Source organism: Allobranchiibius sp. GilTou38, from assembly GCF_017565325.1.
In the GTDB taxonomy this organism is placed as follows: Bacteria; Actinomycetota; Actinomycetes; order Actinomycetales; family Dermatophilaceae; genus Allobranchiibius; species Allobranchiibius huperziae.
This window is the reverse complement of record NZ_JAGEKN010000006.1, coordinates 368688-383593: the sequence shown is the minus strand read 5'-3', so window position 1 is coordinate 383593 and position 14906 is coordinate 368688. Positions and strand designations below refer to the sequence as shown.

Annotated in this window: 13 protein-coding genes; 6 read left to right on the top strand and 7 right to left on the bottom strand. The window is 69.9% G+C overall.

Annotation, left to right across the window (positions count from 1 at the left end):
* Positions 1-71 precede the first annotated feature (71 nt).
* The 5 genes from gap (at position 72) to JOB34_RS06930 (ending at position 3796) form a co-directional block, all read left to right on the top strand.
* Positions 72-1067 carry a type I glyceraldehyde-3-phosphate dehydrogenase gene (gap, locus tag JOB34_RS06950; protein ID WP_208052003.1) on the top strand — a complete coding sequence of 332 codons (996 nt, stop codon included), beginning with the start codon at positions 72-74 and terminating at the stop codon, positions 1065-1067.
* A 5-nt stretch (positions 1068-1072) separates the two neighbouring features.
* Entirely contained in the window at positions 1073-2272 is a 1200-nt protein-coding gene (locus JOB34_RS06945) for a phosphoglycerate kinase (RefSeq protein ID WP_208052002.1), read from the top strand.
* Positions 2273-2275: 3 nt separating this feature from the next.
* Positions 2276-3079 carry a triose-phosphate isomerase gene (gene tpiA, locus JOB34_RS06940; RefSeq protein ID WP_208052001.1) on the top strand — a complete coding sequence of 268 codons (804 nt, stop codon included), beginning with the start codon at positions 2276-2278 and terminating at the stop codon, positions 3077-3079.
* Between the two features lie 112 nt (positions 3080-3191).
* Complete coding sequence (secG, locus tag JOB34_RS06935; protein WP_208052000.1) at positions 3192-3434, top strand: preprotein translocase subunit SecG; 243 nt, start codon at positions 3192-3194, stop codon at positions 3432-3434.
* A gap of 11 nt (positions 3435-3445) precedes the next feature.
* On the top strand, positions 3446-3796 hold the full coding sequence (locus JOB34_RS06930; protein ID WP_179480918.1) for an RNA polymerase-binding protein RbpA: 351 nt from the start codon (positions 3446-3448) through the stop codon (positions 3794-3796).
* A gap of 66 nt (positions 3797-3862) precedes the next feature.
* On the opposite strand, the gene JOB34_RS06925 is transcribed toward JOB34_RS06930, so the two are convergent.
* From JOB34_RS06925 to tkt, 7 genes are all read right to left on the bottom strand, one after another.
* On the bottom strand, positions 3863-5053 hold the full coding sequence (locus tag JOB34_RS06925) for a winged helix DNA-binding domain-containing protein (RefSeq protein WP_208051999.1): 1191 nt from the start codon (positions 5051-5053) through the stop codon (positions 3863-3865).
* A gap of 72 nt (positions 5054-5125) precedes the next feature.
* Positions 5126-5878, bottom strand: coding sequence for a 6-phosphogluconolactonase (gene pgl, locus JOB34_RS06920; RefSeq protein ID WP_208051998.1), 753 nt, complete (start codon positions 5876-5878; stop codon positions 5126-5128).
* Between the two features lie 3 nt (positions 5879-5881).
* Positions 5882-6835 (bottom strand): glucose-6-phosphate dehydrogenase assembly protein OpcA, encoded by a 954-nt coding sequence (locus tag JOB34_RS06915; protein ID WP_208051997.1) that lies wholly within the window; start codon positions 6833-6835, stop codon positions 5882-5884.
* Positions 6832-8376 carry a glucose-6-phosphate dehydrogenase gene (zwf, locus tag JOB34_RS06910; protein WP_208051996.1) on the bottom strand — a complete coding sequence of 515 codons (1545 nt, stop codon included), beginning with the start codon at positions 8374-8376 and terminating at the stop codon, positions 6832-6834. Before zwf ends, JOB34_RS06915 begins: the two co-directional genes overlap by 4 nt.
* Complete coding sequence (locus tag JOB34_RS06905) at positions 8373-10019, bottom strand: glucose-6-phosphate isomerase (protein ID WP_208051995.1); 1647 nt, start codon at positions 10017-10019, stop codon at positions 8373-8375. Before JOB34_RS06905 ends, zwf begins: the two co-directional genes overlap by 4 nt.
* The gene (gene tal / locus JOB34_RS06900; protein ID WP_208051994.1) at positions 10019-11152 is read right to left on the bottom strand and encodes a transaldolase; all 1134 of its coding nucleotides are present in this window, start codon (positions 11150-11152) and stop codon (positions 10019-10021) included. Before tal ends, JOB34_RS06905 begins: the two co-directional genes overlap by 1 nt.
* A 24-nt stretch (positions 11153-11176) precedes the next feature.
* Complete coding sequence (gene tkt, locus JOB34_RS06895; protein WP_233767797.1) at positions 11177-13312, bottom strand: transketolase; 2136 nt, start codon at positions 13310-13312, stop codon at positions 11177-11179.
* Positions 13313-13632: 320 nt separating this feature from the next.
* Here tkt and JOB34_RS06890 point away from each other — a divergent pair, with 320 nt between their 5' ends.
* Positions 13633-14646: a heme o synthase gene (locus JOB34_RS06890; protein ID WP_347813761.1), complete on the top strand. Its 1014-nt coding sequence runs from the start codon at positions 13633-13635 to the stop codon at positions 14644-14646.
* Positions 14647-14906 lie beyond the last annotated feature (260 nt).

Genomic DNA, 14906 nt, shown 5'->3' with positions numbered 1-14906 from the left:
GGCGTACCGGCGAGTTGTCCCATAGGGTCGAGGCCTGCCGAAGTCCTCCAACCAGAAGGAATGAGCCGATCGTGACCGTCCGGGTAGGTATCAATGGTTTTGGCCGCATCGGCCGCAACTTCTTCCGCGCCGCCGTCGCCTCCGGCGCCGACATCGAGATCGTCGGCGTCAACGACCTGACCAGCAACGCGACCCTCGCACACCTGCTGAAGTACGACTCGATCCTCGGGATCTTCGACGGCGACGTCACCTCGTCCGAGGACGAGATCACCGCGAACGGCAAGTCGTTCAAGGCCTTCGCCGAACGTGACCCCTCCGCGCTGCCGTGGGGTGACCTCGGCGCCGATGTCGTCATCGAGTCCACCGGCCTCTTCACCGACGCGACCAAGGCCCGGGTGCACATCGACGGTGGCGCCAAGAAGGTCATCGTGTCCGCGCCCGCGTCCAACGAGGACATCACCATCGTGATGGGCGTCAACGACGGCGACTACGACCCGGCGAAGCACCACGTCATCTCCAACGCCTCGTGCACCACCAACTGCCTGGCACCGATGGCGAAGGCCCTCAACGACGAGTTCACCATCGTCAAGGGCCTGATGACGACGATCCACGCCTACACCGCCGACCAGAACCTGCAGGACGGCCCGCACAAGGACCTGCGCCGTGCCCGCGCCGCGGCCATCAACATCGTGCCGACCTCCACCGGTGCCGCGAAGGCCATCGGCCTGGTGCTGCCGGAGCTGAAGGGCAAGCTCGACGGCTACGCGCTGCGGGTGCCGACCCCGACCGGCTCGGCCACCGACCTCACCTTCGAGGCGGGCCGCGAGACGTCGGTCCAGGAGGTCAACGAGGCCGTCAAGAAGGTGGCCGACGGGCGCTACCTGAAGTACACCGACGCCCCCATCGTCTCCAGCGACATCGTCACCGACCCCAGCTCGTGCATCTTCGACTCCGGCCTGACCAAGGTCATCGGCAACCAGGTCAAGGTCGTCGGCTGGTACGACAACGAGTGGGGTTACTCCAACCGACTCGTGGACCTGACGGCGCTGGTCGGCCACGGCCTCTGAGCCCGATGCGCACGATCAAGGATCTGGGTGACCTGCGCGGCAAGAAGGTGCTGCTGCGCAGCGACCTGAATGTCCCGCTCGACAAGGACGGCGCCATCACCGACGACGGCCGGGTCCGCGCGTCGGTGCCGACCATCCAGCGGCTCACGCAGGCCGGTGCACGGGTGATCGTCTGCGCGCACCTCGGCCGGCCGAAGGGCGCACCGGAGGCGAGGTACTCCCTCGCACCCGCGGCGCAGCGGCTGTCCGAGCTGCTCGGCGTCCCGGTGCCGCTCGCGCAGGACACCGTGGGACCGTCCGCGCATGCCACCGTCGACGCCCTGGGCGACGGCGAGGTCGCCATGCTGGAGAACCTGCGTTTCAACCCCGGTGAGACCGCGAAGGACGCTGCCGCCCGCGCGGAGTTCGCCGACCAGTTGGCCTCTCTCGCGGACGTCTTCGTCAGCGACGGCTTCGGCGTCGTGCACCGCGAGCAGGCCAGCGTCTACGACGTCGCCGAGCGGCTGCCCCAGGCGGCCGGCGGACTGGTCGAGCAGGAGGTCGCGGTGCTGCAACGCCTCACCCGGCCCGCGCGCCCGTACGCCGTGGTGCTCGGTGGCGCCAAGGTCTCCGACAAGCTCGGCGTGATCGAGAACCTGCTGCAGCACGCAGACATGCTGCTCATCGGCGGCGGCATGGTCTTCACCTTCCTGGCCGCGCAGGGCCACGAGGTGGGCACCTCGCTGTTGGAGAAGGACCAGATCGACCGGGTGAAGGGCTATCTTGCGGACGCCGAGAACAGGGGAGTGGACATCGTCCTGCCCGTCGACGTCGTCGCCGCCGATGCCTTCTCCGCGGACGCCGCGCACGACCTGGTCGCCGCGGACGCGATCCCGGCCGACCGAATGGGCCTGGACATCGGACCGGAGTCGGCGAAGCTGTTCGCGCGCAGGATCGCCGGCGCGAAGACGGTCTTCTGGAACGGCCCGATGGGCGCGTTCGAGATGGCGCCATACGCCGCCGGCACCCAGACCGTCGCGCAGGCGCTGGTCGACGCGACGTCGGCGGGGGCGTTCACCGTCGTGGGCGGTGGCGACTCCGCCGCCGCCGTACGGCAGGGCGGATTCGACGACGACGACTTCTCGCACATCTCGACCGGTGGGGGAGCGAGCCTGGAGTATCTGGAGGGCAAGACCCTGCCCGGTCTTGCCGTCCTGGAGGACTGACCCATGGCCGACACCACCGCCCGCGTCCCGCTGATCGCGGGCAACTGGAAGATGAACCTGGACCACCAGCAGGCCACCGTGCTGGTCCAGAAGCTGGACTGGATGCTGCGCGACAAGCGGCACGACTTCGCGCAGGTCGAGGTGGCGGTGATCCCGCCGTTCACCGACATCCGCTCGGTGCAGACCCTGATCGACGGTGACCGGCTCAAGCTGAAGTTCGGCGCGCAGGATCTGTCCGCGCACGAGTCGGGTGCCTACACCGGTGAGATCTCCGGCCGGTTCCTGGCCAAGCTCGGCTGCAGCTACGTCGTCGTCGGGCACAGCGAACGCCGCGAGTACCACCACGAGGACGACGCGCTGGTCGCCCAGAAGGTCGCCGCCGCGTACCAGAACGGCGTCACGCCGTTGCTGTGCGTGGGGGAGTCCCTGGAGGTGCGCCGCGCCGGCGACCAGGTGGCCTTCGTCCTGGGTCAGTTGGACGTCGCGCTGCACGGTCTGTCCGCCGAGCAGGTGAACAGCATCGTCATCGCGTACGAGCCGGTGTGGGCCATCGGCACGGGCGAAGTCGCCACCCCGGACGACGCGCAGGAGGTGTGTGCAGCCATCCGTGGCCGCCTGGGTCAGCTCTACTCCGACCAGGTCGCCGCAGCGGTCCGGGTCCTCTACGGCGGATCGGTCAAATCGGGGAACGTCGCGGCCATCATGGCCAAGGACGATGTCGACGGCGCGCTGGTCGGCGGGGCGTCGATCGACGTGGAGGAGTTCGCGACGATCTGCCGCTACCAGGCGCACGTCGGCGCGACCTGATCCTCACCAGTAGCAGCCGGTATGCGGGTGGACCGCCGTCGACTGTGTAAAATTCGCAACGGCCGCCCGTACCGGGTGGGTCTCCGCTCCATCGAAGGTGAGTTCCAGGCACGTGGATGTCATCCGTATCGCCCTGCAGGTGATCGTCCTGCTGACCAGTGTCCTGCTGGTGCTCCTCATCCTGCTGCACAAGGGGCAGGGCAGTGGACTGTCGGACATGTTCGGTGGCGGGGTCTCCTCCAGCCTCGGCGGGTCCTCGGTCGCGGAGCGCAACCTCAACCGCCTCACCGTCATCGGCGGTTCGCTCTGGATCCTGGCCGTCGTCGGCCTGGGTCTCGTCGCTCGATTCAGCTAGGGAGCCCGTTCGTGGCCGGTGGTAATGCAATTCGTGGAAGTCGAGTCGGTGCCGGTCCCATGGGGGAGGCGGAGCGGGGTGATTCCGCGCCGCGGGTGACGGTGGCGTTCTACTGCGCCAACGGGCACGAGACCCGGCCGAGCTTCGCGGAGGAGCCCGGTATGGCGATCCCGCAGACCTGGGACTGTCCCCGCTGCGGCCTGCCTGCCGGGCAGGACAAGGACAACCCGCCGACCGCGCCACGCGCCGAGCCGTACAAGACCCACCTGGCCTACGTGAAGGAACGCCGCAGCGACGCCGAGGGCGCCGTCATCCTCGATGAGGCGCTCGGCACCCTGAGGGGCCGTGGCCTGATCCGCTGACCGAACAGACTCTGTCGATGGGGTCGTAGCGCGCTCGATGGAGCGCGCTACGACCCCAGACGCGTCTCAGAGCGACTGTTCGAGGGCTGTGCGGACTGCGGGGATCACGACGGCGCCGTCGAGCCTGGCCTGCAGTCGGGCCGCCGCATCGTCCACGGCCGTACGCGCATCCTCGCCGCGCTCGGCCGCGATCACGGTGCGGATCTCGCCGGACGGCGCGACGGCCCAGGATCCGATGATTTCCCCGTCCCACCAGAGGGTGGGACCGATGTTCCCGGCGCGGTCGAAGATCGCTTCCTGCTCGATACCGAGGAACCAGTCGCGGTGCTTCCATCCCATGGGCGTGGGGTCGAGGGCGGGCAGCAGCGCAGCGACCGGCGGTCGGCGTCCGCAGTCCTCCGCATCCGCGGCTTCTTGATCGGAGCCGTCGGAGAGGGCGATCCCAGGTCGCCCGTGCAGGTCGACCTCCTCGATCGGAAGCGCCTGGAGCACGCGGGCGGTGGTGGTCTTGGTCCAGCCGGTCCACCACTGCAGGTCCTCGACCGTGGCGGGTCCGAATCGTTCCAGCCACCGGCGTGCGAGGTCGCGTTGCGCGTCCGCTTCGTCCACGAGCGGGAGGCTGTGCGGCCACCAGGCAGTGGTCGGCTCCCACAGATGCCTGCGGCTGGTCCATGGTCCGGTAGGGGTGCTGCGGACGAGCCGCCCATCGGCGCTCATCAGGGTGAGGACGGACGTGGTGAGACGCTGCACGCTCTCGGACGCCGTCCGCGCGGGTATCAGCGTCCGCAGAGCCGGCACCTCGGACGCCAACTGAGTCCCGGTGGCCGCGCCGAGCCGGACCAACGCGCTCTCGACGTCGCCTTCGAGGCTTCGCAGCCACTCGTCCACTTCGTCGGAGAGAGGTGGTTCGGTGCCATTGCGGATCATGCGGGAGATGAGCCGGCGGCGGAGCGTCGCTGCCACCGATGTGCTCACCGCGGCTTGGATCATCGGCACGTCATCGCGAGCGACGACGAACAGCGTGCGACGCATCCCCATCCAGCGCACCAGGCTGCGCCGGTCGTACATCGCTTTGGACACCTCGCCGAGCGTGGTCGCGGCACTGCGCGCGAGGACGGACAGGTACACCGACGCCGGGTCCGTCGCGTGCAGCGCGACGAGCGCCTGCGTCACGTCCTCCGGTCCGTCGGCGTCGCCGGCGAGGTGGTGGCGCCGCACGAGAGCACGGCGGCGCGATCCTGCGGTGATGCGTCGCAAGAGAACCTCCGGCAGCTCAGAATGTGGGGTCGTGGCGCGCTCTACAGAGCGCGCTACGACCCCAGACGCGTCTCAGGAGGGGAGCTGGGACGCGGCGGCCTTGTCGAGCCACCAGATGGTGGCGTCGGTGCCGTGCGCCCCGCTCGCCGGGTAGTCCCACGGGTCGGCACCCGGTGAGGTGGCGTGCGCGACCGCCTGCGCCTTCTCCTCGCCGGACACTAGGAACCAGACCTGCCGTGCGGTGTTGATCGCCGGGTAGCTGAGACTGATCCTCAGGGGCGGGGGCTTGGGCGACTCACGCACGGGGATCGCGGAGGCGTCGACATCGCGTTGTGCCGGGTGCTGCGGAAAGAGCGAGGCGATGTGCGCATCCGGTCCGACCCCGAGCATCAGCACGTCGAAGGCAGGCACGTCGGCGCCGGGCGCGGCGTACCGGGCGAGTTCCTGCGCGTACGTCGCGGCGCCCGCGTCCAGATCGTCACCGAAGTCGCCTCCGGACGGAGCCATCACGTGCACGTTGCCGTCCGGTACGTCGATGTGGTCCAGGAGCGCTTCCCGCGCCTCGGCGTCGTTGCGGTCCTCGTTGCCGAGCGGGACGAAGCGCTCGTCGCCCCACCAGAAGTGCACGCTCGACCAGTCGAGCTCGGGTCCGTGCTGGTCGCGCAGGCCGGCGAGGGTGCCCCCGCCCATCGAGCCCCCGGTGAGCACGAGGTGGGCGACGCCGCGCGCCCGCTGCGCGGCGACGATCTCCTCCCCGAGCCTCCGGGCGACGGCAGCGCTCAGGTCCTGCTTGTTCTCGTGCACGACGAACTGCGGTCCACTCATCGCTCACCCTTTCGATCGGGAGGGTCGGCGGCCGCCCGCGGCGCCGGCGACCTCGGGCATGCCGACGACCAGGGCTTCGCGGTAGACGGCGTCGGCGTCCAGCCGGCGCAGTTCCTCGGCCAGGCATTCGGCGGTGTCGTAGCGGTGCAGGCTGACGACCTGATCCGGTTGATCGCGCAGCGTGAGACGTGCCGTACGGGACGACGCGCGGGTGAGCAGCAACGGACCGCTCGCCCGCTCCAGCTGCACGCTGTGGATCCCCGAACCGCCGTCGCTCTTCGTGCGCCGCACGGGACAGCGCAGTCGCGCCGCGAGCCATCCGGCCAGCAGGTCCGTGCTGGCCGAGTCGTGGGCGCCGCAGACGGTCACCGACTCCACCGACTCGTACGGCGGCTGGTCCAGCGCCGTGGCGAGCAGACCCCGCCAGCGGGTGGTGCGCGACCAGGCCATGTCGGTGTCCCCGGGGGCGTAGTGCTGCTGGCGCGCCAGCAGCGCCCTCGGGGGATTGCCCGACTGCGATACGTCGGTGATCCGGCGGATCGCCATCCGGCCGATCGGCGAACCTGCGACGTTCGCGTCGCAGTCGCCGGGCCACCAGGCGACCACGGGGGAGTCGGCCAGCATCAACGGCACCGCCACACTCTCGCTGTGCGACGCCAGCTCGCCGTACAGGCGGCAGACGACGATCTCGCTCGCGCCGGCGTCGCCGCCGACGCGGATCTGGGCGTCCATCCGCGCTGCGCCGCGACCACCGGCGCGGATCAGCGTGATGATGCGGCTCGGGTGCTGGCGGCTGGCCTCGGCCGCGGCCTCCAGGGCCTTCTCGGCGCCGGCCTCGTCGGTGACGATCAGGAGCGTCATCACCCGACCCAGCGCGACCGCACCGACGGAGTTGCGCAGGGCGACCAGGCGCTTGCTCACCGCGCGGGTGTCGGTGTCCTCGAGCGTGACGATCACGGCATCCTCCATTCGCGGCCGTCGCGGCGCAGCAGCGCGTCCGCGTCGGCCGGGCCCCAGGTGCCCGCGTCGTACGGCTGGGGCCTGCCCTTGCGGGCCCAGAACCGCTCGATCGGGTCCAGGATCCGCCACGACGTCTCGACCTCGGCATGCCGCGGGAAGAGCGGCGGCTCGCCGAGCAGCACGTCGAGGATGAGGCGTTCGTAGGCCTCGGGACTCGCCTGGGTGAACGCGCTGCCGTATCCGAAGTCCATCGTCACGTCGCGCACCTCCATCGAGCCCGCGCCGGGCACCTTGGAGCCGAACCGGATCGTGATGCCCTCGTCGGGCTGCACCCGGATCACGATGGCGTTCTCGCCCAGCTCGGAGGTGGCGGTATCGGCGAACGGCAGGTGCGGCGCCCGCTTGAAGACGACGGCCACCTCGGTGACGCGCTTGCCGAGCCGCTTGCCGGTGCGCAGGTAGAACGGGACGCCCGCCCAGCGCCGAGAGTCCACCAGCAGCTTCACCGCGGCGTACGTCTCGGTGGTCGACTCCGGGTCGATGCCGTCCTCCTGCAGGAAGCCGGTCACCTTCTGGCTGCCCTGCCACCCTGCGGCGTACTGTCCACGGGCCGTCGCGAGCGCCAGGTCGCCCGGGCTGTGTACGGCGGCGAGCACCTTCTCCTTCTCCGCACGCAGCGCGTCCGCGTCGAAGGAGTTGGGCTCCTCCATCGTGGTGAGCGCGAGCAGCTGCAACAGGTGGTTCTGGATGACGTCGCGCGCCGCGCCGATGCCGTCGTAGTAGCCGGCCCGACCGGAGATCCCGATGTCCTCGGCCATCGTGATCTGCACGTGGTCGACGTAGTTGGAGTTCCAGACCGGCTCGAACATCCCGTTGGCGAAACGCAGCGCCAGGATGTTCTGCACCGTCTCCTTGCCCAGGTAGTGGTCGATGCGGAAGACCGACTCGGGTGGGAAGACGCTCTCGACGATCTCGTTCAGCGCGCGGGCGCTGGCCAGGTCGTGGCCGAACGGCTTCTCGATGATGACCCGCCGCCAGCTGCTCGGGTCCTGGCGAGTGAGACCGCTGCGCTCCAGCTGCTTGCAGACGTCGCCGAACGCGGCCGGCGGGATCGACAGGTAGAACGCGTGGTTGCCGTCGGTGCCGCGCTCGACATCGGCCCTGGCCACCTCGTCGGCGAGCCGGTCGAAGCCGGCTTCGTCGTCGAAACTGCCTGACACGAAACGCAGTCCGTCCGCCAGTGCCCGCCACGACTCCTCGCGGAAGGGCGTGCGGGCGCCGGCCTGGACCGCGCGGCGTACGACGTCGGTGAACTCCGCGAGGCTCCAGTCGCGCCGGGCGAACCCGATCAGCGTGAAGTTCGGCGGCAGCAGACCCCGGTTGGTGAGGTCGTAGATGGCGGGCAGCAGCTTCTTCTGCGCGAGGTCTCCGGTGATGCCGAACATCACCATGCTGCACGGCCCGGCGATCCGCGGGAGACGCCGATCGTCGGGGCCGCGCAGTGGGTTGATCCCGCGTGCGACGCGGGCGGGACTCACGAAGCAGACCCTCCCTGCGAGCTCTGGGTGGCCTGCGCGATCGCCTGCGTCAGCTGGGTCAGACCCTGGTCGTGCTCGGTGAGGTGCAGCTGCAGCACCGGCCGGCCGTGGTCGGCGAGCACCTTGGCGTCGCCACCGGACTGGGAGGTGATGAAGTCGCCGAAGGTGAAGTCACGACCCGGCACCTCCAGGTCCTGCCGCGGGGTGGTGGTGATCTGCAGGTAGATCCCGATCGCGGGGCCACCCTTGTGGTACTGACCTGTCGAGTGCAGGAAGCGCGGCGCCCACCCGAAGGTGACCGGCCGGTCGAGCTTCGCGGCGAAGGCCACCCGTACGTCGGCCAGCGACTGGTCGGCGATCCGGTCCAGATAGGCCATCACCGCGAGGTAGCCGTGGTGCGGCATCTGCGCCAGCAGGGCGTCGATCGCGGCGGACACGTCCGTCGCGCCGCCGAGCCAGTCGCCGCCGAGCGCGCGCACCTCGATCGCGCCGTCGGTGAACGCCGGGGCGTCGCCGCCCCCGGTGCCTGCGCTCAGGAGCTCCCGGGACGCGGCCTTGGCGCTCTCGACGTCAGGCTGGTCGAACGGGTTGATGCCGAGCAGTCGCCCGGCCACCGCGACGGCGGCCTCCCACAGCAGCATGGATGCGCCGAGCGAGCCGCCCACGGCGACGTCCGCCGTGCCCTGGGGCGTGGAGTCGTCGTCGCCCGCGACCAGGTGCACGCCCAGTTCGTCGTCCAGCAGACCGCCCACGGACGAGGTGCCGACCACGACCGGCAGCAGGCCCTTGCCGTCCTTGCCGGTGCTCTCCGCGATCAGCTGCTCGGCCCAGTCGCCGAAGCCGACGTTCTTGGTCCCGGCGTCGATGAGGATCACCTTGTCGCGCAACGGCGACGTGCCACCGAGGACGGCGCCGAGCCGCAGCGCCGGGTTGTCCTCGTCGTCGGTGGCGAACAGGTCGGCCACCGCCTCCGCGTCGTCCAGCAGGGCTCCCACGTCGGCTCCGGCGAGCCCGCTGGGCACCAGGCCGAACGCAGTGAGCGCCGAATACCGGCCGCCCACATCGGGATCGGCGTTGACCACCGTGTACCCGGCACCGCGCGCGTCCTTGTCGAGCGGGCTGCCCGGGTCGGTGACGACGACGATGCGCTCGGTCGGATCGATGCCGGCGTCGTTGAACGCCTTCTCGTACGCGCGTCGCTGCGAGTCGGTCTCCACGGTCGAGCCCGACTTGGAGGACACCACGACGACGGTCTGCTCGAGACGGTCCTGCAGCGCGGCGCGGACCATGTCGGGCTGGGAGGAGTCCAGCACCGTCAGCGGCACCCCGGCCGTCTCGCAGATGACCTCGGGCGCGAGCGACGAGCCGCCCATGCCGCAGAGCACCACGTGGGTGAGGCCCTTGGCCTGGAACTCGCTGCGCAGACCCTCGATCTGACCGACCAGCGGGCGCGACGAGTGCGGCAGACCGACCCAGGAGAGTCGCTTCCCCGCCTCGTCCTCGGCGGCGCTGCCCCAGAGGGTCTTGTCCTGCGCGAAGAGCCTGCTCGCGACCTTGTCGGTCACCAGCTGCGGCACGTGGGCGCTCACCGCGTCGGCGGCGGCACCGGCGGCGGCGACGGTGACTGCGGAACTGCTCTGCATCACGAGGCGGCCCCGGCCTTGTTCGCCGCGTCCAGCTCACCCTGCACCGAGTCCAGCAGCTCGGCCCAGGACTTCTTGAACTTTTCCACGCCCTCGTCCTCGAGCACCTTCACCACGTCGCTGTAGCTGACGCCGACGCCCTCGAGCGCGTCCAGCATGGCCTTGGCGTCGGCGTAGTGGGTGGTGACCTGGTCGCCGTCGACCTCGGCGTGGTCCGCGACCGCGTCGAGGGTCTTGGGCGGCATGGTGTTGACGACGTCGTTCACAGCGAGGTCGACGACGTACATCGTGTCCTTGTACGCCGGGTCCTTGACGCCCGTGGAGGCCCACAGCGGCCGCTGCACGCGGGCGCCGGCACTCTTGAGGGTCTCCCAACGCGAGGTCGAGAAGACCTCCTCGAAGGCCTGGTAGGCCAGGCGCGCGTTCGCGATACCGGCCTTGCCCTTCAGGCCCTTGGCCTCGGCGGAACCGGCCGCGTCGAGCCGCTTGTCGATCTCGGTGTCCACGCGGGAGACGAAGAACGAGGCGACCGAGCGGATCTTGGACAGGTCGTGACCGTTCTCCTTGGCCTGCTCCAGACCGCTCAAATAGGCGTTCATCACGCCGCGGTAGCGCTCGAGGGAGAAGATCAGGGTCACGTTGACGCTGATGCCCGCCGCGATGGCGGTGGTGATCGCCGGCAGTCCCTCGACGGTCGCCGGGATCTTGATCATCACGTTCTCGCGGTCGACGCTCTTCCAGAGCTTGTCGGCCATCGCGGTGGTCGCGTCGGTGTCGTGCGCCATCCGCGGGTCGACCTCGATCGAGACCCGGCCGTCCTGGCCGTCGGTCGCGTCGTAGACCGGCTTCATGATGTCGCACGCGTGCCGCACGTCGCTGGTGGTGATGTCGAAGGTGGCGTCTTCGAGCGTGGCCGCGTTTCCGGCCAGCTCGCGCACCTGCTCGTTGTAGTCCTCGCCGTTCGAGAGCGCGCCGGCGAAGATCGTCGGGTTGGTGGTCACGCCGACGACGTTCTTCTCGTCGATCAGTTTGTGCAGGTCGCCGGACTGGATGAGGCCGCGGGACAGGTCGTCCAGCCAGATCGACACCCCCACATCGGACAGGGCCTGGGTTCGTGCGTTCGTGTCAGCCATCGCAAATGCCTCCTGGAAATCGGATCAGAGTGAGTTGAGAACGTCCTGCGCAGCCTGGACCACGTGCTCGCTGGTGAAGCCGAACTTCTCCATGAGCAGCGCGCCGTCGGCGCTCTCGCCGTAGTGGTCGATGCCGATCGCGACGCCGTTGTCGCCGACGATGTCGTGCCACCCGAAGGTGGTCGCGGCCTCGATCGACACCCGGGCCTTGACGTTCGGCGGCAGCACCTGGTCGCGGTAGGACCGGTCCTGGTCGAAGAACCACTCGCGGCAGGGCAGGGACACGACGCGGGCGTCGACGCCCTTCTCCTTCAGCGTCTTCCGTGCCGCGACCGCGACGCTCACCTCGGAGCCCGTGGCGATGAGGATGACGTCGGGCGTGTCCTTCTCGGAGTCGGCGAGGGTGTAACCGCCGCGGTCGACGCCATCGGCCGAGGCGTACTCGGACCGGTCGAGCGTCGGCAGCGCCTGGCGGGAGAGCGCCAGTGCTGCGGGGCCGCGCCGGGTCAGGATCGCCTTCCACGCGGCTGCGGTCTCGTTGGCGTCCCCGGGGCGTACGACGGCCAGGTCGGGGATCGCGCGCAGCGCGGCCAGGTGCTCGATCGGCTGGTGGGTGGGTCCGTCCTCGCCGAGGCCGATGGAGTCGTGCGTCCACACGAAGGTGACCGGGATCCGCTGCAGCGCGGCCAACCGGACGGCCGGGCGCATGTAGTCGGAGAAGGTGAGGAAGGTGCCGCCGTACGGGCGGGTCAGTCCCTCCAGCGCGATGCCGTTGAGCGCCATGCCCATCGCGTTCTCGCGGATGCCGAAGTGCAGGGTGCGCCCGTAGGGGTTGCCCTTCCACGCCTCGGTCTGCCGATTCGCCGGGATGAAGCTGGGCTGGCCGTCCATCGTGGTGTTGTTGGACTCGGCGAGGTCGGCGGAGCCGCCCCACAGCTCCGGCATCACGTCGGCGAGGGCGGTGAGCACCTTGCCGGAGGCCGCGCGGCTGGCGATGCCCTTCGCGTCCGTGTCGAACGTGGGGAACGCCGCGTCGAAGCCCGCGGGGAGTTCGTGCGCCACCAGGCGGTCGAGCAGCTTCGCGCCGTCGGGGTTGGCGGAGCGCCAGGAGTCGAAGCCTTTCTGCCACTCCGCGTGTGCCTGGGCGCCGCGCTCCTTGGCCTTGCGGACGTGGGAGATGACCTCGTCGGAGACCTCGAAGGTCTGCTCGGGGTCGAAGCCGAGCAGCTTCTTGGTCGCCGCGACTTCTTCGTCGCCGAGCGCGGACCCGTGGGCCTTGCCGGTGCCCATCTTGTTCGGGGCGGGCCAGGCCAGGATCGTCTTGAGTGCGATGAACGAGGGTCGGTCGGTGACGGCCTTCGCCGCCTCGATCGCGGCGAGCAGCGCGTCGACGTCCTCGACGTAGTCGCCGTCGCCCTTGCTGGATCCGCCGAGCCGCCAGTCGACGGTCTGCACGTGCCAGCCGTACGCCTCGTAGCGAGCGGCGACGTCCTCGGCGAACGACACGTCGGTGTCGTCCTCGATGGAGATCTGGTTCTGGTCGTAGAAGGCGATGAGGTTGCCCAGCTCCTGGGTGCCCGCGAGCGACGCGGACTCACCGGAGACGCCTTCCATCATGTCGCCGTCGGAAGCGACGGTCCAGATGTGGTGGTCGAACGGGCTGGTGCCGGGGGCGGCGTCCGGGTCGAGCATGCCGCGCTGGCGGCGCTGCGCCATGGCCATGCCGACGGCGGAGGCGATGCCCGAGCCCAACGGTCCGGTGGTGATGTCGACGCCGTCCGTGTGGTGGTACTCCGGGTGACCGGGCACCTTCGATCCCCAGGTGCGCAGCTTCTTCAGGTCGTCGAGCTCCAGGCCGTAGCCGGAGTAGTAGAGCTGGATGTACTGGGTCAGGCTGGAGTGCCCGCAGGAGAGGACGAACCGGTCGCGGCCGATCCACTCCGGGTCGTTCGGGTCCACGCGCATCACGTGCTGGTAGAGCAGGTAGGCCAGGGGAGCGAGGCTCATGGCGGTGCCGGGGTGGCCGTTGCCGGTCTTCTGCACGGCGTCGGCCGCGAGGACACGGACCGTGTCCACCGCGCGTACGTCGATGTCGCTCCAGCCGGCGGTGTCCGCCTTCGGCAGGGGCAGGCTGGGGTCGCGGCGGGTGTCGGTGTCCAGACTCACGAAAAAACAGCTCCTTCGATTCGATGTTCGTACCCCGGGTGCGGAGGCGTTCCTGTCAGCGAGCCTAGACCCGGGCGGTGCTGCCTGCGCACCTCGCCGAACCGTCCCGTTGTGTGCGATAACGATGAATCATGTTGATTTATGTCGACATCGTGCAAACTCGTCGCGGTCTGCCCTTCCGGCGTCACGGTGCCCGACGAGTGTCCGGCGCCGGGGTCTACCATCGAACCGGACACACGCGCCATCTTCGACAGGCCCTGACCGGCCGATCTCGGTAGTCGGCGGGCTGTCCACCCGACTCTCAACCGCACTTCGTGAAGGACACCGTGACCGCCACCTCGCCGCACGCCGCGACGCAGCGCACACGGGACGCCCGTCCCGCCGGTGGACCCGACGCACCGGCCGGACCGCCGCCCGTCGGCGGGGGAGAGCGCTCCACGCGCAAGGTGATCGCCGACTACGTATCGCTCACCAAGCCGCGGATCATCGAACTGCTGCTGGTGACGACCTTCCCGGTGATGTTCCTGGCCGATCGCGGAGTGCCCGGCGTCTGGCTGATCCTCTCCACCCTGGTCGGTGGCACCTTGTCGGCCGGCTCCGCGAACGCGTACAACTGCTATCTCGACCGCGACATCGACCGGTTGATGCATCGCACCGAAGGCCGCCCGATGGCCACCGGAGCGATCAGTCCGCGCGCGGGCTTCCTCTTCGCCTCCGTGCTCGGGGTCGCGTCCGTCCTCTGGCTCGGCCTGCTGGTCAACTGGCTGTCCGCGGCCCTGTCCCTCGGGGCGATCGTGCTCTACGTGGGCTTCTACACACTGCTCCTGAAGCGGCGCACCTCCCAGAACATCGTCTGGGGCGGCGTCGCCGGATGCATGCCGGTGCTCATCGGGTGGTCCGCGGTCACCGACGGTCTGGCCTGGCCCGCGCTCGTGCTCTTCCTCGTCGTCTTCTTCTGGACGCCGCCGCACTACTGGCCGCTGTCGATGCGCTACAAGGAGGACTACGCCAGCGCCGGCGTGCCCATGCTTCCTGTGGTCGCGCGCGACAGCGCCGTCGCCGTGCAGGTCGTGCGCTACGCCTGGGCGACCGTCGTCACCTCCCTGGTGCTCGTCCCGGTCGCCGGGATGGGCGTGCTCTACACGCTCGTCGCAGCCGCATCCGGCGCGCTCTTCCTGTTCGAGGCGCACCGGTTGCGCCGGGCCGCGCGCGCCGAGGCGTCGTACGACGTGCTGCGCCCGATGCGGGTCTTCCACTACTCGATCAGCTACCTGACGCTGGTCTTCCTGGGGGTCGCGATCGATCCCCTGCTGCACCTGCCCTGGTGACCACGGTCGTCACCACGCCGTAGCTCCCCCTCGTCGGGCGAGGCCGGTCGGACGCGCTACGGAATCGGCACGTGCGTCGTACGCGGGGGAGCGGCTGCTACGCCGAGGTCCCACCCGGGCGGCTGCTCCCACCGAGGGGTTGCGCTGTCGATCCTGTTCCCGGGCGCCTGGAAGAGGCCCGCTCAGTACGCTCGCCGCTCCCACCCACCTTCCGCGTCGGCACGTGACCGCACTGCCGATCTCCCACCGGGGCGTGGACG